26 protein-coding genes are annotated in these 23,714 nt (G+C 62.2%); 11 read left to right on the top strand and 15 right to left on the bottom strand.

The window, feature by feature from the left end; translation table 11 throughout:
• Positions 1–383 precede the first annotated feature (383 nt).
• On the top strand, positions 384–1,640 hold the full coding sequence (icd, locus tag BLS75_RS29730; protein ID WP_011062175.1) for an NADP-dependent isocitrate dehydrogenase: 1,257 nt from the start codon (positions 384–386) through the stop codon (positions 1,638–1,640).
• A 79-nt stretch (positions 1,641–1,719) separates the two neighbouring features.
• Here the strand turns inward: icd and cspD are convergent, their stop codons facing one another.
• Complete coding sequence (cspD, locus tag BLS75_RS29725) at positions 1,720–1,983, bottom strand: cold shock domain-containing protein CspD (protein WP_275656340.1); 264 nt, start codon at positions 1,981–1,983, stop codon at positions 1,720–1,722.
• A gap of 218 nt (positions 1,984–2,201) precedes the next feature.
• On the opposite strand from cspD, the gene clpS reads away from it, so the two are divergent.
• Both clpS and clpA read left to right on the top strand, forming a co-directional pair.
• Positions 2,202–2,564, top strand: a complete 363-nt coding sequence (clpS, locus tag BLS75_RS29720) for an ATP-dependent Clp protease adapter ClpS (protein ID WP_011062173.1) — start codon at positions 2,202–2,204, stop codon at positions 2,562–2,564.
• Positions 2,565–2,593: 29 nt separating this feature from the next.
• On the top strand, positions 2,594–4,864 hold the full coding sequence (gene clpA, locus BLS75_RS29715; RefSeq protein WP_011062172.1) for an ATP-dependent Clp protease ATP-binding subunit ClpA: 2,271 nt from the start codon (positions 2,594–2,596) through the stop codon (positions 4,862–4,864).
• A gap of 127 nt (positions 4,865–4,991) precedes the next feature.
• Here the strand turns inward: clpA and infA are convergent, their stop codons facing one another.
• The 4 genes from infA to trxB form a co-directional block, all read right to left on the bottom strand.
• Positions 4,992–5,210 carry a translation initiation factor IF-1 gene (gene infA, locus BLS75_RS29710; RefSeq protein WP_002553999.1) on the bottom strand — a complete coding sequence of 73 codons (219 nt, stop codon included), beginning with the start codon at positions 5,208–5,210 and terminating at the stop codon, positions 4,992–4,994.
• 100 nt (positions 5,211–5,310) lie between these two features.
• Positions 5,311–6,018 carry an arginyltransferase gene (locus BLS75_RS29705; RefSeq protein ID WP_015636288.1) on the bottom strand — a complete coding sequence of 236 codons (708 nt, stop codon included), beginning with the start codon at positions 6,016–6,018 and terminating at the stop codon, positions 5,311–5,313.
• Between the two features lie 58 nt (positions 6,019–6,076).
• Positions 6,077–6,757: a leucyl/phenylalanyl-tRNA--protein transferase gene (gene aat, locus BLS75_RS29700; protein ID WP_015636287.1), complete on the bottom strand. Its 681-nt coding sequence runs from the start codon at positions 6,755–6,757 to the stop codon at positions 6,077–6,079.
• Positions 6,758–6,829: 72 nt separating this feature from the next.
• Positions 6,830–7,780, bottom strand: coding sequence for a thioredoxin-disulfide reductase (trxB, locus tag BLS75_RS29695; RefSeq protein ID WP_015636286.1), 951 nt, complete (start codon positions 7,778–7,780; stop codon positions 6,830–6,832).
• Positions 7,781–8,075: 295 nt separating this feature from the next.
• Between trxB and BLS75_RS29690 the strand changes: the two genes are divergently transcribed.
• The 6 genes from BLS75_RS29690 (at position 8,076) to cysG (ending at position 15,598) form a co-directional block, all read left to right on the top strand.
• A complete protein-coding gene (locus BLS75_RS29690) occupies positions 8,076–10,484 on the top strand; it encodes a DNA translocase FtsK (protein ID WP_015636285.1) in 2,409 nt (802 codons plus the stop codon).
• Between the two features lie 68 nt (positions 10,485–10,552).
• On the top strand, positions 10,553–11,176 hold the full coding sequence (gene lolA, locus BLS75_RS29685) for an outer membrane lipoprotein periplasmic chaperone LolA (RefSeq protein WP_011062167.1): 624 nt from the start codon (positions 10,553–10,555) through the stop codon (positions 11,174–11,176).
• A 33-nt stretch (positions 11,177–11,209) separates the two neighbouring features.
• Entirely contained in the window at positions 11,210–12,535 is a 1,326-nt protein-coding gene (locus BLS75_RS29680) for a replication-associated recombination protein A (protein ID WP_015636284.1), read from the top strand.
• Entirely contained in the window at positions 12,532–12,906 is a 375-nt protein-coding gene (crcB, locus tag BLS75_RS29675; RefSeq protein WP_011062165.1) for a fluoride efflux transporter CrcB, read from the top strand. The genes BLS75_RS29680 and crcB overlap by 4 nt, the downstream gene beginning before the upstream one ends.
• A 16-nt stretch (positions 12,907–12,922) precedes the next feature.
• The gene (serS, locus tag BLS75_RS29670) at positions 12,923–14,203 is read left to right on the top strand and encodes a serine--tRNA ligase (RefSeq protein ID WP_072452741.1); all 1,281 of its coding nucleotides are present in this window, start codon (positions 12,923–12,925) and stop codon (positions 14,201–14,203) included.
• Positions 14,204–15,598 (top strand): siroheme synthase CysG, encoded by a 1,395-nt coding sequence (cysG, locus tag BLS75_RS29665; RefSeq protein ID WP_072452743.1) that lies wholly within the window; start codon positions 14,204–14,206, stop codon positions 15,596–15,598. It abuts the gene before it with no gap.
• A gap of 71 nt (positions 15,599–15,669) precedes the next feature.
• On the opposite strand, the gene BLS75_RS29660 is transcribed toward cysG, so the two are convergent.
• The 6 genes from BLS75_RS29660 to tusD form a co-directional block, all read right to left on the bottom strand.
• On the bottom strand, positions 15,670–16,671 hold the full coding sequence (locus tag BLS75_RS29660; protein WP_072452745.1) for a glutathione S-transferase family protein: 1,002 nt from the start codon (positions 16,669–16,671) through the stop codon (positions 15,670–15,672).
• Positions 16,672–16,759: 88 nt separating this feature from the next.
• Positions 16,760–17,761 carry a glycosyl transferase family protein gene (locus BLS75_RS29655; protein WP_011062161.1) on the bottom strand — a complete coding sequence of 334 codons (1,002 nt, stop codon included), beginning with the start codon at positions 17,759–17,761 and terminating at the stop codon, positions 16,760–16,762.
• On the bottom strand, positions 17,758–18,093 hold the full coding sequence (locus BLS75_RS29650) for a TusE/DsrC/DsvC family sulfur relay protein (RefSeq protein ID WP_019092901.1): 336 nt from the start codon (positions 18,091–18,093) through the stop codon (positions 17,758–17,760). The genes BLS75_RS29655 and BLS75_RS29650 overlap by 4 nt, the downstream gene beginning before the upstream one ends.
• A complete protein-coding gene (gene tusB, locus BLS75_RS29645; protein ID WP_065363243.1) occupies positions 18,090–18,386 on the bottom strand; it encodes a sulfurtransferase complex subunit TusB in 297 nt (98 codons plus the stop codon). The genes BLS75_RS29650 and tusB overlap by 4 nt, the downstream gene beginning before the upstream one ends.
• Positions 18,386–18,748: a sulfurtransferase complex subunit TusC gene (gene tusC, locus BLS75_RS29640; protein WP_011062158.1), complete on the bottom strand. Its 363-nt coding sequence runs from the start codon at positions 18,746–18,748 to the stop codon at positions 18,386–18,388. The genes tusB and tusC overlap by 1 nt, the downstream gene beginning before the upstream one ends.
• A 1-nt stretch (position 18,749) precedes the next feature.
• Complete coding sequence (tusD, locus tag BLS75_RS29635) at positions 18,750–19,142, bottom strand: sulfurtransferase complex subunit TusD (RefSeq protein WP_019092899.1); 393 nt, start codon at positions 19,140–19,142, stop codon at positions 18,750–18,752.
• Positions 19,143–19,328: 186 nt separating this feature from the next.
• Here tusD and BLS75_RS29630 point away from each other — a divergent pair, with 186 nt between their 5' ends.
• A complete protein-coding gene (locus tag BLS75_RS29630; RefSeq protein ID WP_011062156.1) occupies positions 19,329–20,078 on the top strand; it encodes an SDR family oxidoreductase in 750 nt (249 codons plus the stop codon).
• Positions 20,079–20,093: 15 nt separating this feature from the next.
• Here BLS75_RS29630 and BLS75_RS29625 read toward each other — a convergent pair whose 3' ends face one another.
• The 3 genes from BLS75_RS29625 to BLS75_RS29615 all read right to left on the bottom strand — a co-directional run bounded on the left by BLS75_RS29625 (position 20,094) and on the right by BLS75_RS29615 (position 21,693).
• Positions 20,094–20,798: a YoaK family protein gene (locus BLS75_RS29625; RefSeq protein ID WP_011062155.1), complete on the bottom strand. Its 705-nt coding sequence runs from the start codon at positions 20,796–20,798 to the stop codon at positions 20,094–20,096.
• Positions 20,799–20,840: 42 nt separating this feature from the next.
• Positions 20,841–21,176 (bottom strand): DUF6388 family protein, encoded by a 336-nt coding sequence (locus BLS75_RS29620; protein ID WP_011062154.1) that lies wholly within the window; start codon positions 21,174–21,176, stop codon positions 20,841–20,843.
• Positions 21,177–21,237: 61 nt separating this feature from the next.
• Positions 21,238–21,693 (bottom strand): RDD family protein, encoded by a 456-nt coding sequence (locus BLS75_RS29615; RefSeq protein WP_072452746.1) that lies wholly within the window; start codon positions 21,691–21,693, stop codon positions 21,238–21,240.
• Between the two features lie 184 nt (positions 21,694–21,877).
• Between BLS75_RS29615 and BLS75_RS29610 the strand changes: the two genes are divergently transcribed.
• Positions 21,878–22,630 carry an outer membrane beta-barrel protein gene (locus BLS75_RS29610; RefSeq protein WP_011062152.1) on the top strand — a complete coding sequence of 251 codons (753 nt, stop codon included), beginning with the start codon at positions 21,878–21,880 and terminating at the stop codon, positions 22,628–22,630.
• 72 nt (positions 22,631–22,702) lie between these two features.
• Here the strand turns inward: BLS75_RS29610 and BLS75_RS29605 are convergent, their stop codons facing one another.
• Positions 22,703–23,611 carry a LysR family transcriptional regulator gene (locus BLS75_RS29605; protein ID WP_072452748.1) on the bottom strand — a complete coding sequence of 303 codons (909 nt, stop codon included), beginning with the start codon at positions 23,609–23,611 and terminating at the stop codon, positions 22,703–22,705.
• Positions 23,612–23,714 lie beyond the last annotated feature (103 nt).

Raw genomic sequence — 23,714 nt, 5'->3', positions numbered from 1 at the left:
GTGCATCAGTCGAGCGTCAAGCGGGTGGGCTGCGGTAACAACCCGGCTTTGGGCGGCCATTCTCGGCTTGTTTTGTCGGTAGCAGAGCGTTCGGCCGTCGTGACTCTGTGGTCAGCGGCGGCATTATACATAGGTAGCTAGCAAAACGCCGATGCTTCATAGGCGCCCGTTCTCGTCCATTGGTCTAAAGGTCGCAGGCAGGGTGCAGGCGTAGAGTCGCTCGGGGTGCTTTACTTTGGCACTTTTCCCTTTGCTTTCAGGCTTGTAGGCCGCGAACTGTGCAGCTTTCACGGCATATGGGTGGAACATGAGGTTCCCGTCCAGATTCAACTGGGGTACGCTCGAACGCAGCCAGATGTTCAATCCACACAACGGAGTTCAGCATGGGATACAAGAAGATTCAGGTTCCAGCAGTCGGCGACAAAATCACCGTCAACGCAGACCATTCTCTCAATGTTCCTAACAACCCGATTATTCCTTTCATCGAAGGCGACGGTATTGGTGTTGATATCAGCCCGGTCATGATCAAGGTTGTCGATGCTGCGGTTAAGAAGGCTTACGGCGGCGAACGCAAGATTTCCTGGATGGAAGTGTATGCCGGGGAAAAAGCGACTCAAGTGTACGACCAGGACACCTGGCTTCCTCAGGAAACCCTGGACGCAGTGAAGGATTACGTGGTTTCCATCAAGGGCCCGCTGACCACTCCGGTCGGTGGTGGCATCCGTTCCCTGAACGTGGCCCTGCGTCAGCAACTCGATCTTTATGTATGCCTGCGCCCTGTGCGCTGGTTCGAAGGCGTGCCCAGCCCGGTGAAGAAGCCGGGTGACGTGGACATGACCATCTTCCGTGAAAACTCCGAAGACATTTACGCCGGCATCGAGTGGAAAGCCGGCTCGGCAGAAGCCACCAAGGTCATCAAGTTCCTCAAGGAGGAAATGGGTGTCACCAAGATCCGTTTCGACGAAAACTGCGGCATCGGCGTCAAGCCGGTTTCCCTGCAGGGCACCAAGCGTCTGGCGCGCAAGGCGCTGCAATATGTAGTGGATAACGACCGTGACTCGCTGACCATCGTGCACAAAGGCAACATCATGAAGTTCACCGAAGGTGCCTTCAAGGAATGGGCCTATGAAGTGGCGGCCGAAGAGTTCGGCGCGACCCTGCTGGACGGCGGTCCCTGGATGCAGTTCAAGAACCCGAAAACCGGCAAGAACGTCATCGTCAAGGATGCTATCGCCGACGCCATGCTCCAGCAGATCCTGCTGCGCCCGGCCGAATACGATGTGATCGCGACCCTCAACCTCAACGGTGACTACCTGTCCGACGCCCTGGCGGCGGAAGTGGGCGGCATCGGCATTGCACCAGGCGCCAACCTGTCCGATACCGTGGCCATGTTCGAAGCCACCCACGGTACCGCGCCCAAGTATGCCGGCAAGGACCAGGTCAACCCGGGCTCGCTGATCCTTTCCGCAGAGATGATGCTGCGCCACATGGGCTGGACCGAAGCAGCCGACCTGATCATCAAGGGCACCAATGGCGCAATCTCGGCCAAGACCGTGACCTATGACTTCGAACGCCTGATGGACGGTGCAACCCTGCTGTCTTCCTCGGCCTTCGGCGATGCGCTGATCTCGCACATGTAAGCTGTACGGCGCCCAAAGCAAACCGGCCGACTCAATCCCTTGAGTCGGCCGGTTTTTTTATGACTGGATGTTGGTTGGATCAGCTAAGGGCGCTTTCGGGCTGGGCCTCGGCGCTGACGATTTCGCCGGGCACCTTCAACGCGCTGATTTTGATCGCATGCAGGCCCTTGGGCCCTTGGATGATCTCGAAGCTCACAGCCTGTCCGGCTTTCAAGGTCTTGTAGCCATCCATATCGATGGCCGAGTAATGGGCAAACAGATCGTCAGTCTTGCCCTCCTCATTAATAAAGCCATAACCCTTGGCGTTGTTGAACCACTTGACCTTACCGCTAGCCATACTCATATCCCTCTGCAACAGACTCCATCACTGGAGTATCATCCAGTTCATCCGCCGCCAAGCTTGGTAAAAAGGTTGACGCCGCGGACGTTTATTACCCAATGTGGGCCCTATTGGTTGTAACACCGTTTTGCCGATAGTCAAGTTGACCCGGCGGTCGGAGTTGAAATCCTTCCAGGGCGCCCCCACCACTGTATTTGCACAACTGACGAACCTTTCTTTCCATGCATGCAATCAGCCAGATTCGACTAACATTCAATCAGGATCGCCCGGACTTGCACGACGACGATTCCGCTGGCTTGGCAGTACAGGAGGCTAAGCCTGCTCTCCAGGCGCCGCCGATGTACAAGGTGGTTTTGTTCAACGATGACTACACGCCGATGGATTTCGTCGTCGAAGTGCTCGAGATGTTTTTTAACCTGAATCGCGAGCTGGCGACCAAGGTCATGCTGGCCGTCCATACCGAAGGGCGGGCAGTGTGTGGATTGTTTACCCGCGACATCGCCGAGACCAAGGCCATGCAGGTCAACCAGTACGCCCGGGAAAGCCAGCATCCGCTACTCTGTGAAATCGAGAAGGACGGTTAACGCCGACCACTTGGGTATGAGGTGAAGCTATGTTAAACCGCGAGCTCGAAGTCACCCTCAATCTCGCCTTCAAGGAGGCCCGTTCGAAGCGTCATGAGTTCATGACCGTCGAGCACCTCCTGTTGGCTCTTTTGGATAATGAGGCCGCCGCCACCGTTTTACGTGCCTGCGGAGCAAACCTCGACAAACTCAAGCACGACCTGCAGGAGTTCATCGACTCCACCACGCCGCTGATTCCCGTGCACGACGAGGATCGCGAAACTCAGCCAACCCTGGGTTTCCAGCGCGTATTGCAACGTGCTGTCTTTCACGTACAGAGCTCGGGCAAGCGTGAAGTCACCGGTGCCAATGTGCTGGTGGCAATCTTCAGTGAGCAAGAGAGCCAGGCGGTGTTCCTGCTGAAACAGCAGAGCGTTGCCCGTATCGACGTGGTCAACTACATCGCCCATGGCATCTCCAAGGTGCCCGGGCATGGCGATCATTCTGAAGGTGAACAGGATATGCAGGACGAAGAGGGTGGTGAGTCGTCTTCTTCGGGCAATCCTCTGGATGCCTATGCCAGCAACCTCAATGAACTGGCCCGTCAGGGTCGCATTGATCCGTTGGTAGGGCGCGAGCAGGAAGTCGAGCGCGTAGCGCAGATCCTGGCGCGCCGGCGCAAGAACAACCCGCTGCTGGTGGGTGAGGCAGGCGTGGGCAAGACCGCGATTGCCGAGGGCCTGGCCAAGCGCATCGTCGACAATCAAGTGCCGGACCTGCTGGTCAACAGCGTCGTCTACTCGCTGGATCTCGGGGCGTTGCTGGCCGGTACCAAATACCGCGGCGATTTCGAGAAGCGCTTCAAGGCGCTGCTGGGCGAATTGAAAAAGCGCCCTCAGGCGATCCTGTTCATCGACGAAATCCACACCATCATCGGTGCCGGTGCGGCCTCCGGTGGGGTGATGGACGCCTCGAACCTGCTCAAGCCGCTGCTGTCCTCGGGTGATATCCGTTGCATCGGTTCGACTACCTTCCAGGAGTTCCGTGGCATTTTCGAGAAGGACCGGGCCTTGGCGCGGCGCTTCCAGAAAGTCGATGTGTCCGAGCCCTCGGTTGAAGACACCATTGGCATCCTGCGCGGCCTCAAGGGGCGTTTCGAGCAGCATCACAGTATCGAATACAGTGATGAAGCCCTGCGTGCCGCTGCAGAATTGGCCTCGCGCTATATCAATGACCGGCATATGCCGGACAAGGCCATCGACGTCATCGACGAGGCAGGGGCCTATCAGCGCCTGCAGCCGGCGGAGAAGCGCGTGAAGCGCATCGAAGTGGCCCAGGTCGAAGACATCGTGGCGAAAATCGCGCGGATTCCACCAAAACACGTCACCAGTTCCGATAAAGAGCTGCTGCGCAATCTTGAGCGCGATCTCAAGCTGACGGTGTTTGGCCAGGATGCGGCGATCGATTCGCTGTCTACCGCGATCAAGCTGTCCCGTGCAGGCCTGAAATCGCCGGACAAGCCGGTCGGTTCCTTCCTGTTCGCCGGTCCTACCGGTGTCGGCAAGACCGAAGCGGCGCGGCAGTTGGCCAAGGCCATGGGGATCGAGCTGGTACGCTTCGACATGTCCGAGTACATGGAGCGGCACACCGTCTCGCGCTTGATTGGTGCGCCTCCCGGCTATGTTGGTTTCGATCAGGGTGGCTTGCTGACCGAGGCCATCACCAAGCAGCCGCATTGCGTATTGCTGCTCGATGAAATCGAGAAGGCCCACCCGGAAGTCTTCAACCTGCTGCTGCAGGTGATGGACCACGGGACCCTGACCGACAACAACGGGCGCAAGGCGGATTTCCGCAATGTGATCGTCATCATGACCACCAACGCCGGTGCTGAAACCGCGGCGCGAGCCTCCATCGGTTTCACGCATCAGGATCACTCTTCCGATGCCATGGAAGTGATCAAGAAGAGCTTCACGCCGGAGTTCCGCAACCGTCTGGACACCATTATCCAGTTCGGTCGCCTGAGCCACGAAGTGATCAAGAGCGTGGTGGACAAGTTCCTTACCGAGCTTCAGGCGCAGCTGGAAGACAAGCGCGTGCAGCTGGAAGTGACCGATGCCGCTCGCAGCTGGCTGGCCGCCGGTGGTTACGACGTGACCATGGGCGCCCGTCCGATGGCGCGCTTGATCCAGGACAAGATCAAGCGTCCCCTGGCCGAGGAGATCCTGTTTGGCGAGTTGTCCGACCATGGCGGTGTGGTCCACATCGACATCAAGGATGGCGAGCTGACCTTCGATTTCGAGACCACGGCGGAAATGGCTTGATCGCCGCATAACGCAGCAGTACAGCCAAAGGCACCGGGAGGTGCCTTTGTGCTATCTGGCGTTTGAAACGTTTTTTTGCAGACGAACAAAAACGCCCGGCATAACCGGGCGTCTTGTATTGACTTGCTTAGCGAGCGCGGTAAGTGATGCGCCCTTTGCTCAAGTCATAGGGCGTCAGCTCGACGCGCACTTTGTCACCGGTAAGAATACGAATGTAGTTCTTGCGCATCTTGCCGGAAATATGCGCGGTTACGACGTGCCCATTTTCCAACTCCACACGAAACATGGTGTTGGGCAGGGTGTCGACGACAGTGCCTTCCATTTCGAAGCTGTCTTCTTTCGACATGCAGTAAAGCCCTCGGTGTCCAATGAATGGCCCGGTGCAACTGCGCCAGGCAAAAGCGGCGTGCATTGTGCCCGAAAAGTGGGGTTTAAGCCAAGACCTTCTAGTTGAGGATCACCCATCTCTGGTTAACCAGCAGCTCTATGGGGCGATATTGGGTCTTGTAGTTCATCTTTTTGCAGTTCTTGATCCAGTAGCCGAGGTACACCGCATCCAGCCCCAGGCGCAGGGTTTCGCCGATTTGCCAGAGGATCGCAAAGCGCCCGAGGCTGCGGCGCTCTTCGTCGGGTTCATAGAAGGTGTAGACCGCTGAAAGGCCATTGGGCAGCAGGTCGGTGACCGCCACGGCCAGCAGGCGGCCGTCCAGGCGGAACTCGTAGAAGCGCGAGAAGGGCAGGTCTCGAACCAGGAAGGTCGAGAACTGGTCGCGGCTTGGGGGGAACATGTCGCCATCGGCGTGGCGTTGCTCGATGTAGCGCTGGTAGAGGTCGAAATACTCTTCGCTGAAGCAGGGTTTGGCCGCGTGTACGGTCAGGTCGCTGTTGCGTTTGAGAATGCGCTTTTGCTGGCGGCTGGGCAGGAACTGTGTAGCAGGAATGCGCGCCGGCACGCAGGCGTTGCAGTTCTGGCAGTGGGGGCGATACAGATGATCGCCGCTGCGCCGAAAGCCCATTTCCGACAGATCCGCGTAGACATGCACGTCCATGGGCTGGCTGGGATCGAGGAACAGAGTGGTCGCCTGTTCGTCGGGCAGGTAGCTGCAAGAGTGGGGTTGGGTGGCATAGAACTTCAGGCGCGCCAACTCGGTCATGAGTCAACCCTCGGAATAAGCTTTGCAATTAAGTGTAAGCCACCCCCGGCAAACCCGCCTAGGAAACCCATATGGCGCGGCTCGGCAGGTCCAGGTGGTGTTTCAGGTAATTCGCGAACTCTGGCCGGGAAATGGATCGGGCGCCGAGGCTGTGCAGGTGTTCGGTGGGCATCTGGCAGTCGATCAGCACAAATCCCCACGCCTTCAAGCGCTCCACCAGAGTGGCAAAGCCGAATTTCGAGGCATTGTCGGCGCGGCTGAACATCGACTCGCCGAAAAACAGCTGCCCCATGGCCAGTCCATACAAGCCGCCTACCAGGACTCCCTGATCCCAGACTTCCACCGAATGGGCGTAGCCGCGTTGATGCAGTTGCAGGTAGGCGCGTTGCATCGCTTCGCTGATCCAGGTGCCGTCGGCATAGGCGCGAGGCGCAGCACAGGCGCTGATGACTGCGGCAAAGTCCTGATCGAAGGTCACCTGATAGCGTTGTTTGCGCAACAGTTTGCCCAGGCTGCGGGAAACATGCAGTTCGTCCGGGAATAACACTGTGCGCGGATCGGGGGACCACCAGAGAATCGGCTGGCCTTCGGAAAACCAGGGAAAGCAGCCGTGACGATAGGCCTGGATCAGGCGGTCGGCAGACAAGTCTCCGCCCGCGGCCAGCAAGCCATTGGGCTCGCGCATGGCCTTTTCCAGCGGCGGGAAGTCGAGTGTGTTGCGTTGTAACCAGGTCAGCATGGTATCCAGACTTGCGGCAGGGGAGGGCGGTGGCGAGCCATTGCGGGCCCGCCACAAGCGTAGGGCGAGGGCTTAGTTGTCGTCGAGGAATTTTTCCGCATCTAGCGCTGCCATGCAGCCGGCGCCGGCCGAAGTGATGGCCTGGCGATAGACGTGGTCGGCCACGTCGCCGGCGGCAAATACCCCCTGGATGCCGGTGGCCGTGGCATTGCCTTCGCTGCCTCCACGCACCAGCAGGTAGCCGTCGCGCATCTCCAGTTGGCCCTGGAACAGATCGGTATTGGGCTTGTGGCCGATGGCGATAAACACCCCGGCCAGTGCCAGATCCTTGGTTTCTCCACTGTGGCTGTCCTTGAGGCGGGCGCCGGTCACGCCGCTGGCATCGCCCAGCACTTCCTCCAGGTGCTGGTTCCAGTGCAGGCGGATATTGCCATTGGCGGCCTTGTCGAACAGCTTGTCCTGGAGAATCTTCTCGGCCCGCAGCTTGTCGCGGCGATGCACCAGGTGCACTTCTTTGGCGATGTTCGACAGGTACAGTGCTTCCTCCACGGCGGTGTTGCCGCCGCCCACCACTGCCACCACCTGATTGCGGTAGAAGAAGCCATCGCAGGTGGCGCAGGCGGAAACCCCCTTGCCGGCAAAGGCCTCTTCGGAGGGTAGGCCCAGGTATTGCGCCGAGGCGCCGGTGGCGATGATCAGCGCGTCGCAACTGTAGGTGCCGCTGTCGCCGATGAGGATAAACGGCCGCTGCTGCAACTGTGCGGTGTGGATGTGGTCATAGACGATCTCGGTGTCGAAGCGTTCGGCGTGTCTCTGCATCCGCTCCATCAGCACCGGGCCGGTCAGGCCTTCGACATCGCCGGGCCAGTTGTCGACTTCGGTGGTGGTGGTCAGTTGGCCGCCGGCTTGCAAACCGGTGATCACCGTCGGTTTGAGGTTGGCCCGAGCGGCATAGACGGCAGCGCTGTAACCGGCAGGGCCAGAGCCCAGAATGATCAGGCGTGAATGCTTCGCATCGTTCATAAAAACACCTCATAAGCCTTTGTCACAAAAGAGAATGCATGCTCCAATTGAACAGTGCGTAACAGGCCGTTGACTATGCTGGTCGGAGGGTTCCGACGTGGCATGGCGTGAACAAACCCGTACAATACGACGCTGTACCGGGTTTATTCAGAATTGCACTGTTTCAGAAGCAAGGGGCAGAGTGTTAAAAGTAGCCCCAGTTACGCCGGTCAACTTTATTTACCTGCTCGGATTGAGCAGTATCTTGTAGTCAATCACCCGTTGGACGCGCCCTTGGCGCAGGAAAAGACGCGTTTTGAAGAAATCCACCGCAGCACCTAAACCTGTTGTTCCGCTCTGGCGTCAACAATTGCACTACCGGCTCAAGGAAGGTGCGTTGATCGCCATTGGCGCCCTGTGCCTGTTCTTGATGATGGCACTTCTGACCTATGGGAAAGATGATCCGGGCTGGAGTCATAACAGCAAGATTGAAGACGTGCAGAACTTCGGTGGCCCGGCCGGTTCCTACAGCGCCGATATCCTGTTTATGGTGTTGGGTTACTTCGCCTATATCTTCCCGCTGCTGTTGGCGATCAAGACCTACCAGATCTTCCGCCAGCGCCATGAGCCCTGGCAGTGGAGCGGCTGGCTGTTTTCCTGGCGGCTGATCGGCCTGGTGTTCCTGGTGCTGTCGGGCGCCGCGCTGGCCCATATCCATTTCCATGCCGCCACGGGCCTGCCGGCCGGTGCCGGTGGCGCCCTGGGCGAAAGCCTGGGCGACCTGGCCAAGAATGCCCTGAACGTGCAGGGCAGCACCCTGATGTTCATTGCCCTGTTCCTGTTCGGCCTGACGGTGTTCACCGACCTGTCGTGGTTCAAGGTGATGGACGTGACCGGCAAGATCACCCTCGACCTGTTCGAACTGTTCCAGGGCGCCGCCAACCGCTGGTGGGATGCGCGCGTGGAGCGCAAGCAACTGGTGGCGCAATTGCGCGAAGTGGATGCCCGGGTCGATGAAGTCGTGACCCCGAACGTGGCCGACAAGCGCGAGCAGGCCAAGGTCAAGGAGCGCCTTATCGAGCGCGAGCAGGCCCTGAGCAAGCACATGTCCGAGCGCGAAAAGCAGGTGCCGCCAGTGATCACGCCGATCGCCACCAAGGCGCCGGAGCCCAGCAAGCGCGTGCAGAAAGAGAAACAGGTGCCGTTGTTCGTCGACAGCGCGGTGGAAGGCACCTTGCCGCCGATCTCGATCCTCGACCCGGCAGAAAAGAAACAGCTGAACTATTCCCCCGAATCCCTGGCGGCGGTTGGCCACCTGCTGGAGATCAAGCTCAAGGAGTTCGGCGTCGAAGTCTCGGTGGATTCGATCCACCCGGGGCCGGTGATTACCCGTTACGAAATCCAGCCGGCGGCAGGGGTGAAGGTCAGCCGGATCGCCAACCTGGCCAAGGACCTGGCGCGTTCCCTGGCCGTGACCAGTGTTCGCGTAGTGGAAGTGATTCCCGGCAAGACCACCGTGGGCATCGAGATTCCCAACGAAGACCGGCAGATCGTGCGCTTCTCCGAAGTGCTCTCGACCCCTGAATACGACAACTTCAAATCCCCGGTCACCCTGGCCCTGGGTCACGATATCGGCGGCAAGCCGATCATCACTGACCTGGCAAAAATGCCTCACCTGCTGGTGGCCGGTACCACCGGTTCCGGTAAGTCGGTGGGGGTCAACGCGATGATCCTGTCGATCCTGTTCAAGTCCGGCCCGGAAGACGCCAAGCTGATCATGATCGACCCGAAGATGCTCGAACTGTCGATCTACGAGGGCATTCCGCATCTGCTGTGCCCGGTGGTGACCGACATGAAGGACGCGGCCAACGCCCTGCGCTGGAGCGTGGCTGAGATGGAGCGGCGCTACAAGCTCATGGCCAAGATGGGCGTGCGCAACCTCTCGGGCTTCAACGCCAAGGTCAAGGAAGCGATTGAAGCAGGTACCCCGCTGGCCGACCCGCTGTACAACCGCGAAAGCATCCACGACGAAGCGCCGCTGCTGACCAAGCTGCCGACCATCGTGGTGGTGGTGGACGAATTCGCCGACATGATGATGATCGTCGGCAAGAAGGTTGAGGAACTGATCGCCCGTATCGCCCAGAAGGCCCGTGCCGCCGGTATCCACCTGATTCTCGCCACCCAGCGCCCATCGGTGGACGTGATCACCGGCCTGATCAAGGCCAACATTCCGACCCGTATGGCGTTCCAGGTGTCGAGCAAGATCGACTCGCGGACCATCATCGACCAGGGCGGTGCCGAACAATTGCTGGGCCACGGTGACATGCTCTACATGCCGCCGGGCACCAGCCTGCCGATCCGCGTCCACGGCGCCTTCGTTTCCGATGATGAAGTGCACCGCGTGGTGGAGGCCTGGAAGCTGCGCGGTGCGCCGGAATACAACGACGATATCCTCAACGGTGTCGAAGAGGCGGGCAGTGGTTTCGAAGGTAGCAGCGGCGGGGGTGACGGCGATGATCCGGAAGCCGACGCGCTCTACGACGAAGCCGTGCAGTTCGTCCTGGAAAGCCGCCGGGCCTCGATCTCGGCGGTACAGCGCAAGCTGAAGATTGGCTACAACCGCGCCGCCCGGATGATCGAGGCCATGGAAATGGCCGGGGTGGTGACGGCGATGAACACCAACGGCTCCCGCGAAGTGCTGGCGCCGGGCCCGACGCGCGACTGATCCCTGTTTCGCTTGCAGCGGCGTGAAGTCACGCCGCTCGTATACCCATCCAATTAATGAGGAATTCCATGCGCCTGATTCGCATGTTGCTGCTGCCGGTATTGGCTGTGACCACCTTGTCGGCCCACGCCGACCCCAAAGACGTGGCGCGCCTGACCCAGTTGCTGGAAAAGTCCCAGACCCTGACCGCGCGTTTCTCCCAGCTGACCCTGGATGGCAGCGGCACCCAGTTGCAGGAAACCGCCGGCGAGATGTCCCTGCAGCGCCCGGGCCTGTTCTACTGGCACACCGATGCGCCACAAGAACAGCTGATGGTTTCCGACGGCCAGAAAGTCTCCCTGTGGGACCCGGACCTGGAGCAGGTGACCATCAAGAAGCTCGACCAGCGCCTAACCCAGACCCCGGCCCTGTTGCTCTCCGGTGACGTGTCGAAAATCAGCGAAAGCTTCGACATCACCTCCAAGGAAGCCGGCGGCGTGATGGACTTCACCCTCAAGCCGAAAACCCGCGACACCCTGTTCGACAGCCTGCGCCTGTCGTTTCGCAACGGCATGATCAACGACATGCAGTTGATCGACAGCGTTGGCCAGCGCACCAATATCCTGTTCACCGGGGTCAAGGCCAACGAAGCCATCCCGGCGTCCAAGTTCAAGTTCGACATCCCCAAGGGTGCCGATGTGATCCAAGAGTAAGCAGCCGCAACCGCAAGGTTTCGAAGGTAGTCCATGGACCTGTTTCGTAGTGCCCCGATTGCCCAGCCACTGGCCGCACGCCTGCGTGCGACCAACCTGGACGAGTACGTTGGCCAGCAGCACCTGTTGGCCCGGGGCAAGCCGCTGCGCGAGGCCCTGGAGCAGGGCGCGCTGCATTCGATGATCTTCTGGGGCCCGCCCGGGGTCGGCAAGACCACCCTGGCGCGGCTGTTGGCGGAAGTCTCGGATGCCCACTTCGAAACCGTCTCGGCGGTGCTGGCCGGGGTCAAGGAGATCCGCCAGGCGGTGGAAGTCGCCAAGCAGCAGGCCGGGCAATACGGTCGGCGAACCATTCTGTTTGTCGACGAAGTGCACCGCTTCAACAAATCGCAGCAGGATGCCTTCCTGCCCTACGTGGAAGACGGCACGCTGATCTTTATCGGCGCCACCACGGAAAACCCGTCCTTCGAGCTCAACAACGCCTTGCTCTCCCGAGCGCGGGTCTATGTGCTCAAGAGCCTGGATGAAGCGGCCCTGGGCACCCTGGTACAGCGCGCCCTGACCGAGGAGCGGGGGCTGGGCAAGCGCCAGCTGAGCCTCAGCGATGAAGGCTTCCAGATGTTGCTGTCGGCCGCCGATGGCGATGGCCGGCGCATGCTCAACCTGCTGGAAAACGCCTCGGACCTGGCGGAAGACGGTGGCGAGATCAGTGTCGATCTGTTGCAAAGCCTGCTGGGTGACACCCGCCGGCGTTTCGACAAGGGCGGCGAAGCCTTCTACGACCAGATTTCCGCGTTGCACAAGTCGGTGCGCGGCTCCAATCCCGACGGCGCCCTGTACTGGTTCGCGCGCATGCTCGACGGCGGCTGCGACCCGTTGTACCTGGCCCGGCGCGTGGTGCGCATGGCCAGCGAAGACATTGGCAACGCCGACCCGCGGGCCCTGAGCCTGTGCCTGGCGGCCTGGGATGTGCAGGAGCGCCTGGGTAGCCCCGAAGGCGAGCTGGCAGTGGCCCAGGCCATCACCTACCTGGCCTGTGCGCCGAAGAGCAACGCCGTGTACATGGGCTTCAAGGCCGCCATGCGCGCTGCTGCCGAGCACGGCTCGCTGGAAGTGCCGATCCATCTGCGCAATGCTCCGACCAAGCTGATGAAGCAACTGGGCTACGGCGACGAATACCGCTACGCCCATGACGAGCCGGATGCCTACGCCGCCGGTGAAGACTATTTCCCCGAAGAACTCGAACCCTTGCCGCTCTACCAGCCGGTGCCCCGTGGCCTGGAACTGAAGATCGGCGAGAAGCTCAAGCACCTGGCCGCCCTGGACCGGGCCAGCCCCTTGCAGCGGAGAAAACCTTGATCCCCCTGATCCTCGCAGTCTCCGCCGGCGGCGTGGCCGGCACCCTGTTGCGCTTTGCCACCGGCAACTGGATCAACGCCAATTGGCCGCGGCACTTCTATACCGCGACGCTGGCCGTTAATATCGTGGGCTGCCTGCTGATCGGCGTGTTGTACGGGCTGTTCCTGGTCCGTCCGGAAGTGCCGATCGAAGTGCGTGCCGGATTGATAGTGGGCTTCCTCGGTGGCCTGACGACTTTTTCATCCTTTTCACTGGATACCGTGCGTCTGCTGGAAAGCGGACAAGTGGCGCTGGCCCTGGGCTACGCGGCACTGAGTGTATTCGGCGGGCTGCTTGCTACCTGGGCCGGCCTGTCCTTGACCAAACTTTGATAAACGAGAGAACGACATGCTCGATTCCAAACTGTTACGTAGCAACCTCCAGGACGTAGCGGATCGTCTGGCATCCCGCGGCTTTGCCCTGGATGTGGCACGCATCGAAGCGCTGGAAGAACAGCGCAAGACCGTGCAGACCCGCACCGAGCAACTGCAGGCTGAACGTAACGCGCGCTCCAAGTCCATCGGCCAGGCCAAGCAACGCGGCGAAGACATCGCCCCGCTGATGGCCGACGTTGAGCGCATGGGGAACGAGCTGAGCTCCGGCAAGGCGGAGCTGGAAAACATCCAGAACGAACTGGATTCGATCCTGTTCGGCATTCCCAACCTGCCCCATGAGTCGGTGCCGGTGGGCGAAGACGAAGACGGCAACGTCGAAGTGCGCCGCTGGGGCACTCCGACCGCCTTCGATTTCCCGATCAAGGACCACGTGGCCCTGGGCGAAACCCACGGCTGGCTGGACTTTGAAACCGCCGCCAAGCTGTCCGGCGCGCGTTTTGCCCTGTTGCGCGGCCCGATCGCCCGTCTGCACCGCGCCCTGGCGCAGTTCATGATCAACCTGCACACCGGCGAGCACGGCTACGAAGAGGCCTACACCCCGTACCTGGTGCAGGCTCCGGCGCTGGTGGGCACCAGCCAGTTGCCGAAGTTCGAGGAAGACCTGTTCAAGATCACTCGCGAAGGCGAAGCCGATCTGTACCTGATCCCGACCGCTGAAGTGTCGCTGACCAACATCGTCGCTGGCGAGATTCTCGACGCCAAGCAACTGCCGCTGAAGTTCGTCGCCCACACGCCGTGCTTCCGTAGTGAAGCCGGTGCCTCGGGTCGCGACACCCGCGGCATGATCCGCCAGCACCAGTTCGACAAGGTCGAGATGGTCCAGGTGGTCGAGCCGTCGACCTCCATGGAAGCCCTGGAAGGCCTGACCGCCAACGCCGAGAAAGTCCTGCAACTGCTGCAACTGCCGTACCGCGTACTGGCCCTGTGCACCGGCGACATGGGCTTCAGTGCGGTCAAGACCTACGACCTGGAAGTCTGGGTACCGAGCCAGGACAAGTACCGCGAGATCTCCTCGTGCTCCAACTGTGGCGACTTCCAGGCCCGCCGCATGCAGGCGCGCTTCCGCAACCCGGAAACCGGTAAGCCGGAGCTGGTGCACACCCTCAACGGTTCCGGCCTGGCCGTGGGTCGCACCCTGGTGGCGGTGCTGGAGAACTACCAGCAGGCCGACGGTTCGATCCGTGTGCCGGATGTGCTGAAGCCGTACATGGGTGGCCTTGAGGTCATCGGCTAAATGGAATATCTGCCGCTGTTTCACAACCTTCGCGGCAGTCGTGTGTTGGTGGTCGGCGGAGGGGAGATTGCCTTGCGCAAATCCCGTCTGCTGGCCGATGCCGGTGCGCAGCTGCGAGTGGTCGCACCTGAAATAGAAGCGCAATTGCAGGAACTGATCGTCGCCAGCGGCGGTGAGTCCCTGTTGCGCGGGTATGTCGAGGCGGACCTCGACGGCTGCACCCTGATCATCGCCGCCACCGACGACGAATCCCTGAATGCCCAGGTCTCCGCCGATGCCCATCGGCGTTGCGTGCCGGTCAATGTGGTGGACGCGCCGGCCCTGTGCAGCGTGATCTTCCCGGCCATCGTCGACCGTTCGCCGCTGGTCATCGCAGTCTCCAGTGGCGGCGATGCGCCGGTGCTGGCGCGGCTGATCCGGGCCAAGCTGGAAACCTGGATTCCTTCCACCTACGGCCAACTGGCCGGGTTGGCGGCGCGTTTCCGCGCCCAGGTCAAAGGCCTGTTTCCGGATGTGCAGCAACGCCGGGCGTTCTGGGAGGACGTGTTCCAAGGGCCCATTGCCGATCGTCAGCTGGCGGGGCAGGGGGCGGAAGCCGAACGTCTGTTGCAGGCCAAGATTGCGGGCAAGGCGCCTCATGCGCCGGGCGAGGTGTATCTGGTGGGTGCAGGCCCGGGTGATCCGGACCTGCTGACCTTCCGCGCCCTGCGCCTGATGCAGCAGGCCGATGTGGTGCTCTACGACCGCCTGGTGGCGCCGGCGATTCTCGAGCTGTGCCGCCGCGACGCCGAACGCATCTACGTCGGCAAGCGTCGTGCCGATCACGCCGTGCCCCAGGAACAGATCAACCAGCAACTGGTGACCCTGGCCCAGCAAGGCAAGCGGGTGGTGCGCCTGAAGGGTGGTGATCCGTTCATCTTCGGCCGGGGTGGCGAAGAGATCGAAGAGCTGGCGGCCCACGGCATTGCGTTCCAGGTGGTGCCGGGGATTACCGCGGCCAGTGGTTGCTCGGCCTATGCCGGGATTCCCCTGACTCACCGTGACTACGCACAGTCAGTGCGCTTCGTCACCGGCCATCTCAAGGACGGCACCAGCAACCTGCCCTGGAGCGACCTGGTGGCGCCGGCCCAGACCCTGGTGTTCTACATGGGCCTGGTGGGCTTGCCGACCATCTGCGAGCAACTGATCAAGCACGGTCGCGGCGCCGACACCCCGGCGGCGCTGGTTCAGCAGGGCACCACCAGCAACCAGCGTGTCTTCACCGGCACCCTGGGCAACCTGCCGGCCCTGGTGGCGGAACACGAAGTGCATGCCCCGACCTTGGTGATCGTTGGCGAAGTGGTCCAGCTACGCGAGAAGCTGGCCTGGTTCGAAGGCGCTCAGTCCGAGGTCTGAAAAGCTTCGCCGGCAAGCCGGCTCCTACACATTCCGCTGTTGTAGGAGCCGGCTTGCCGGCGAAAGCGTCCTCAACCCCTGCACCAAACCCCTTGCCCACTCAACCGCTGCCGATCATGGCCGCGGCTGAAGTCCTGTAACGGCCCCTTGGGCACAATCCCGGTCGGATTGATGGTGCGATGGCTGGCGTAGTAGTGCCCCTTGATGTGGGTAAAGTCCACGGTCTGGGCAATCCCCGGCCACTGGTACAGCTCCCGCAGCCAGTTCGACAGGTTCGGGTAATCGGCAATCCGCCGCAGGTTGCACTTGAAGTGGCTGTAGTACACCGCATCGAAGCGGATCAGGGTGGTGAACAGCCGCACGTCGGCTTCGGTCAGGTACTCGCCGGCCAGGTAGCGCTGCGTGTCGAGCAGGGCCTCCAGCGCATCCAGTTCGGCGAAGACATCATCGAACGCCGTCTCATAAGCCTTTTGCGAGGTGGCGAACCCGGCGCGGTACACGCCGTTGTTCAGTGCCGGATAGATGCGCGCGTTGAGTTCATCAATGCGTGCGCGCAATGGCTGCGGATAAAAATCCAGGCCATTGCCGGTCAAGCCGTCGAAGGCGCTGTTGAACATGCGGATGATTTCCGCCGATTCGTTGCTGACGATGCATTGGCGCTGTTTGTCCCACAGCACCGGTACGGTGACGCGGCCGGTGTAGTCCGCGGTGTCGGCGGTGTAGCGCTGGTGCATGAAGTCGAAGTGGTCCAGGGGGTCGCCGCTGGAGCCGTAGGCGGTGTCGAAGGTCCAGCCGTTCTCGCGCATCAGCCAGCTGACCACCGAGACGTCGATCAGCTTTTCCAGACCCTTGAGCTTGCGCAGGATCAGCGTGCGGTGGGCCCAGGGGCAGGCCAGGGACACATAAAGGTGGTAGCGCCCGGCCTCGGCAGCGAAGCCGCCTTCACCGCTGGGGCCGGGGCGGCCATCGGCGGTGACCCAGTGGCGACGTTGCGCCTGTTCCCGTTGGAAGGCGCCGTCCTTGCCGCTTTCGTACCACTGGTCATGCCAGCGCCCTTCGATCAGCAGACCCATGAAATGCTCCTCGGCTGTTTTGCGTTGGAGTGCAGTCTATGCCCCTGGGTTCGAACAAAAAGCGCAAAGCATGGGCGGTTTTGATCGATTAAATCGATCTGTCCCGGGCATCCCAGTACTGCTGGGCCAGGGCGAAGGCTTGCTCCCGGGGCGTGCCCAGGCCGCGCAAGGCCAGGGCCATGGTCGCCAGCAGGGCCAGTTGCGGGTAGCTGTCTTCTACATCGCCGCGCCACAGCGCCTTGAGGTGCTCGGGTTCCAGGCTGGCAGGTTTCACATGGCGTTGCGCCGACAGTGCCGGCCATTCCTCGTCCCAACTGACGCCACCGGTGCTGCCGTACAGATGGCTGGCGGTGTCCGGGTTGATCTCGATCTCGCCGCCATCGCCCTTGATCACGATGACGTTGTCCCCCAGCAGGCCGCTGGCATCGCGGTGCACTGCCTGGTAGCCGGGGTGGAAGATGCTCTGCAGGCCGCAGCGGGCGCCCAGGGGGTTGAGGATTCGCGCCAGGGAATGGATCGGTGAGCGCAGGCCGAGGATGTTGCGCAAGTCGATCATGCGCTGCAGTTGCGGCGCCCAGTCCCCTAGGGGCATGAAGGCCAGGTTGCCCTGGTCCAGTGCCTGGCCGACCGCCTGCCAGTCACGGCACAGGGGAATCCCCAGGGGTTCCAGCAATTGTTCGGTGTACAAGCGCCCGGCGGTGTGGGCGCCGCCACCGTGGAGCAGGATGCGCACGCCGTTCTGTGCCAGGCACTTGGCCGCCAGCAGGTACCAGGGCAGGTGGCGCTTCTTGCCGGCGTAGGTCGGCCAGTCGAGGTCCAGGGCAATCGCCGGGGCGTTCAGGCGTTCGCGCAAGGCTTCGGTGAAGCCCGCCAGCTCTTGCGGGCTTTCTTCCTTGTGCCGCAGCAGCATGAGGAAGGCGCCCAGCTGGGTGTCCTCGACCTTGCCGTCCAGCAGCATGCCCATGGCTTCCCGGGCTTCCTCGCGAGTCAGGTTGCGCGCGCCGCGCTTGCCCTTGCCAAGGATGCGCACGAACTGGGCGAAAGGGTGTTCTTCCGGGGTTTGGGTGAGCAGGGGGGCGAAATCGTTCATAGGCAATTGGTCGGCTTGGGCAGGCCCGCCAGCTTGGCGGCAAGTTTGGCGGGAGTGCCTTTGAACAGTCGGTTCAGGTGCAGGCTGTTGCCCTTGTCCGGGCCCAGCTTGAGGGCGGTGTACTTGATCAGCGGGCGGGTGGCCGGGGACAGCTGGAACTCTCTATAGAAGCCTTGCAGCAGCTCGAGGATTTCCCAGTGTTCCGGGCTCAGTTCAAGTGCTTCATTGGCGGCCAGGGCTTGGGCCACGTCGGCGGACCAGTCGTCGAGGTTGACCAGGTAGCCGTCCTTGTCCAGTTCGATGGCGCGAGCGCCCACGGTCAAGGTACTCATAGCCAGGTGTTGACCTTGTCATGCTGAAGGGACAGCTCGACGAAGCCCGGGTAGTCCACCGCGCGGGCCCAGGCCGGCAGGGCCAGGCCGCGGGCGTTCAGGTCTTCTTCCAGCACGTACAGATTCAAGCCGCTACGGGTGCTCAGTTCGCTGCAAATGGCGCTGCCCGGTTGCAGGGCATAGGCGGCGTCGCCGCACAGCAGCAGGCCGTCGGCGCTGCCTAGCAGACGCAGGCAACTGCTCAGGCGGGTGTCGGTGAAGGGCGAGTGGGACAACACATGCAAGGTCGACATCAGAGGGTAATCACCTGGTCAAAACGGTCGATGATCCCGGCCAGTTCCGGGGCGTCCAGCAGCTGTACATCGTCAAGACTCAAGCTCGCCGGGTCGAGGCCGCGGGCAGCGAGGCTGGCGCTGCAGGCAAACAGTTCGTCGACGCCGAACAGCGACAGCGCCTGCAGGTTGGCGCTCAGGTCTTTCTGGCGCAGCAGCGAGGCCTGTTGCCCGGGCGCCAGTTGCAGCACGCCATCATCGAGAAACAGCAGGCCGATGGGCAGGTCGAAGGCGCCGCCGGCCAGGACGATATCCAGCGCTTCCCGGGCGCCAGGGCCGGTCCACGGCGCCTGGCGGCTGATCAACAACAGGGATTTGGCCATGTCACGCCCCTCCAAAACAGATCAGGCGGTCGGCGGCCTGTACCGCGTCATGCAATTGCCCGAGCCCCGAGAGCTCCCAGGGGGCTTCGACGCTCACCGACGTGCGTTGATAGCGCTGGGCTTCGTCAGCATTCAACACACCCCGGCGCAGGGCTGCGGCGATGCACACCACGCCGTCCAGTTGATGCTGGCCGACAAACTCGCGCCATTCCCGAGGCAGGTCCTGTTCGTCCTGGGGCGTGACGATGCTGTTGGCGGCGTTGTACACGCCGTCCTGGTAGAAAAACAGCCGGACAATTTCATGCCCGCCCGCCAGCGCCGCCTGGGCGAACAGCAGGGCGCGGCGCGAGGAAGGCGCGTGGGCGGCAGAGAACAGGGCGATGGCGAACTTCATGACGGACTCGATGGATAAAACTGCGGCCATGATAAAGCTTTCTCCGAACATCGGCTAAACCCGTTTCGCCCCTGGGGCTCTGGTTCCAGGCATGCAGGACATATCGGGTAAAGCTTTGCCCGGCCCCAAACTGCGAAGCGAGGGATAGACTCGCGCCTTCATTCAACCGGGGACAAGGAGCAAGGGATGATGGATTTGAATTCGGCGGTGGTAGTGGTCACGGGGGCCGGAAGGGGCTTGGGGGCCGCGCTGGCCATCAGCCTGGCGGACCAGGGCTGCAAGCTGATTCTCTGTGGGCGCAACCCCGAGGCCCTGGCGCAGGTCAGCGCGGCCATCGAGGCGCGTACCGGCAGCCCCGCCGATCAGGTGGTGGTGGACCTGGCCAGCAGCGACAGCGTCAAGGCCGCCCTGGCTGAGATCCACGTCCGCCACCCGCAAGTGGACATCCTGATCAACAACGGCGCCATGTGGCTGGAGGCCAGCGAGCAGCCCCACAGCGCCGCTGAAGTCACCGGGGTGATCGACGCCGCACTGAGCGGCACCTTCCTCCTGACCCAGGGCCTGCTGCCGGTGCTCAAGGCTTCCAAGCGCCCGGACATCGTCACCATCGGCTCCATCAGCGGCTTGCCCAATGCACCGCTGCACAGCGTGTCGCTGCCGTTCTATGCGGCCAAGCACGGGCAACTGGCCCTGGCCGATGGCCTGCGGCAGATGCTCAAGGGCACGCCGGTGCGCTCGCTGTGCGTGCACCCGCCGTACCTGGAGGATGTCTCGCCGCTGGATGAGGCCTGGCAGCAGATTCCGGCGCGGCAGAAGGGCGAGCAGGGCACCAACCGTGATGTGGTGGAGGCCGTGATCTTCGCCCTGACCCGGCCGCGGCATATCAGCCTGTCGTCGATCGTGATCGATACCGACAGCGGCGGCCTGTTCAGCTGATAGCCATGCTCAATGTCAGCGGTTCTTGTAGCCCAGTTGCCAGCGGCGGGGGATCTTCAATGACGCCACACCCAGCAGCACGGCAAACAACCCGCTGACATACAGTGCCTTGAGCCCCAGGTGCTGTTCCAGCAAGGCGCCCAGCACCGCCCCGGCGAACATGCCGCTCCAGGGCACCAGTTGCACCCGCCAGCCGTTGCGCCGGTCGCCGAGCATCCAGCGCCCCAGGCCGCGGCCAAAGCGTGAGAGGGCGCCGGTGACGTAGGTCAGGCCGATGGGCAGGCCGTTCACTTCCTCCACCGCGGCGTTGAGCATGCCCATGGCAATGATGGCCGCCAGCAGGGCCGGCAGTTGCTGCTCGAAAGGCCAGGCGGCAGAGGCGCAGAGCAAGGCTCCGATGCTCAGCAGCAAGGGCAGGGCACGGTGCCCGGCCAGGCGACTGACCACCACGCCCAGGGCGTTACCGACGATAAAGGTCGCCACCAGGAGCAGCAGGCGCAGCACCAGGCCCGGTTCGCCATCGCTGATGGCTACGGCCATGCGCGTGGTGTTGCCGCTCATGAAGGAAACGAAATCCCCGGTGGCCATGAAGCCGATGGCGTCGGTCATCCCCGCCAGCACCGAAAGGCAGGCCACCAGCCCGAGGCCGACCCGTCCGCGCCATTTCTGCGTGTGCTGCAGGGCTGCGCTGGCCGATTGCGTGGAAGTCGAAGGCAACATCGTCGGTTCTCCTGAACAGGGACTGCGAGGGGCGCGTGCGGGTCAAGGCCGAGGGTCAAGGTGGTGCAGGGTGCAGTACTCGTCCCACGGCATGCCGGCCATCTCCGCCACTTCCCGGTGCACTTCGAGGCGCTGGGCGTGGAATTCCTCGGGGTTGGCAGCGGTCAGTTGCAGGCTCAGTTCCCAGGCGAACAGCCCCAGGCGTTCGGCTTCGGCCTCGAAGGCTTCATGCAGGCGCTCGGCGCGATACTGCGCCGGGGTTTCGCCCCGGGCCCGGGCTTCCAGGGGGTTGAGGTTGTCCAGCTGTTCGCGCAGCTCGGGGCGCTGTTCGAGGAACGTGACCAAGGCCTGTTCATGCGGGTGTTGATCGATTGCCATGAAGACTCCCGGAAAAAGCGCCACGCCAGGGCGCAAGACTGAATGGGTTACGGCCGGATGCTCAAGGCAGGTTCGGCTGAGCGGCCATCAAGCCACGCAGTCGCGCCAGATCCTTGCACGGGATGACATAGGTGCGCGCCAGCCGGTCGCCGATGCGCTGGCCGCGGCTTGATTCGCAGCAGATCAGCAGGGTCACCGGGCTGATGGCCGCTTCGAAGGGGCGGGTCGCCGAGCGGATCAATACCTGCAACAGCGAGGGGGGCTGGCCGATGCCATTGATCACTTGCAGGCCGCAAAGTGCCTTGCCGGTGGTGTAGCCACGCCACAGGTATTCGTTGAGGGGAAAATACAGGCACCAGGTGGCCAGCAGGCACCAGGTGGAGAATTGCTCCATATCCGGGTATTGGAGGCGTTCGGCCAGTCGGCACAGGACAAACCACAGCAGCAGTACCAGCAGGCCGTCGACCAGATAAGCCAGAATGCGCCGGATGATCAGGCCGGCTCTCGATACTTCCATGCACTGCCCCAAAGACTACGCCCTGTATTGAGCGCCCTATTGTAAGGCCTAAAGCCCCTGCGGGGGCGAGGCTTCACAGGGATGTGAAAAAAACGTGAAAAATAATTAGAACCTTTTGCTTTTGGCTTCCCTCGAAAAGGCTCCTGCAGCATTTGCCTTATTCAAACAGGGAGATCTACACACGATGTCAAAGGTATTCGCAACCCTTCTGGCCAGCACCTCTGCAGCCACCTTGCTGGCCCTTTCCAGCAGCGCCATGGCCGCCCCGGCCACCGGGCCGATTTCCACCCTGGGTATCCTCGGTAGCTACAACGACTTCAAGCTCGAAGGCGGTAGTGAAAGCGACAAGGAGCACCTGGGTGAAGGGGGTGTGTTCTACAACTTCGGCAACAAGATGACCGCCGAATCGGGCCTGATCTACCAGGCCGGGGTCGAGGCCAAGTTCGGCAAGAAGCACGACAACAAACTCAAGGAGGGCCAGGCCGACCTCGACCTGGGCTGGCGCGCCGCCCTGGACGCACGCAACTTTGTCGATGTGCTGGTGGGGGGTGGCTACACCTGGACCCGCTACGAGCCGGACACCGGCGACTACGACATGAAGCTCACCAACAAGTCGCCCTTCGCCAAGGCTGCCCTGGGCTACAACCACCAGTTTGACGACCTGACCATGCGCGTCGAGCTGGGTGCGCGCCATACCATCAACGGCAAGGCGCGGCTCAAGGTGGATGACGTCGGCAGCGACACCGTGGACCTCAAGGACCGCACCAACCCTTACGCCGAGGTGAATTTCTTGATGAACCAGAACGGCTCGCTGCCAGTCATGGCCGGGGTCTATTACACCCGCACCGAGTACAAGCTGGACGAAGATACGCCTGTGGCTGACAACACCAAGCTCAAGCGTAACGAGTATGGCTTCAAGGTGGGCCTGACCTTCTAAGGGCAGCCGCCCGTTCCAAGCTGCAAGAGAGCCGCCGGTGCCCGTCTTTCGATGGGGCCGGCGGTTGTGCTTTCAGCTGACGATGGGGTGTTCGCGGCCGATCTCGCTGCGCAACTGGGCGATCAGGTGCAGGCAGTGGGTGAGGCCCGGCGAGGGCTCGCCGATGCGGCGGCTGAGGATGATCGGCGAGGTGGCCTCGGCCTCCAGTAGCGGGCAGAAGCCGATGTCGTCACGGTGCAGCACCTGCACCGAGGCCGGTACCAGGGTAATGCCGATGCCGGCGCCCACCAGGCCGATGGCGGTCTGCAGTTCATTGGTCCACTGGGCGATCTTCAGGTTCAGGCCGCGGGCGTTGAACAGCGCGATCACATGGTCGGCGTAGCTCGGGCGCGGGTTGGCCGGGTACAGCACGAAAGGCTCGTCCGCCAGTTGCGCCAGGCTCACCGGTTGCCCCAGCAGCGGGTGGCCGGCGGGCAGGGCGACCACCAGGCGGTCTTCGGTCAGCACCTTCTGCACGATGGCCGGGTCGTCGATATGGATACGCCCGAAGCCGATATCGATGCGCCCGGCCTTCAAGGCTTCCACCTGCTGCAGGGTAGTCATCTCCGACAGGCCCAGTTCCAGTTCCAGGGTGCCGTTGCTGCGCAGGCGGCGGATCAGTTGCGGCAGCACGCCGTACAGGGTCGAAGGGGCAAAGCCGATGCCCAGCCAGGTCTTGTGCCCCAGGCCGATGCGCCGGGTGTTGTCGCAGACCTTGCCCAACTGCTCCAGTACCCGGTTGGAATGTTCATAGAAAAACCGCCCGGCGGCGGTCAGGCGCAACGGCCGGCCACGCTCCAGCAGCAGCACCCCCAACTCGTCTTCCAACTGCTGGATCTGCCGGCTCAACGGCGGCTGGGCGATGTGCAGGCGCTCGGCGGCGCGGGTGAAATTGAGGGTTTCCCCCAGCACCTGGAAATAGCGCAGATGACGCAGTTCCATGACAGCTCCCCAGTGGTGAAGTGCATACCTTAAAGGTATCAAGCCAGACCAATTCTATATTGGAACCCCGGAAAAAGCCGGGACAGAATCGCTGGCAGAACTT

It is taken from the genome of Pseudomonas sp. NFPP12 (assembly GCF_900103205.1).
GTDB classification, from domain to species: domain Bacteria; phylum Pseudomonadota; class Gammaproteobacteria; order Pseudomonadales; family Pseudomonadaceae; genus Aquipseudomonas; species Aquipseudomonas protegens.
This window is presented reverse-complemented; position numbering and strand designations above follow the sequence as displayed.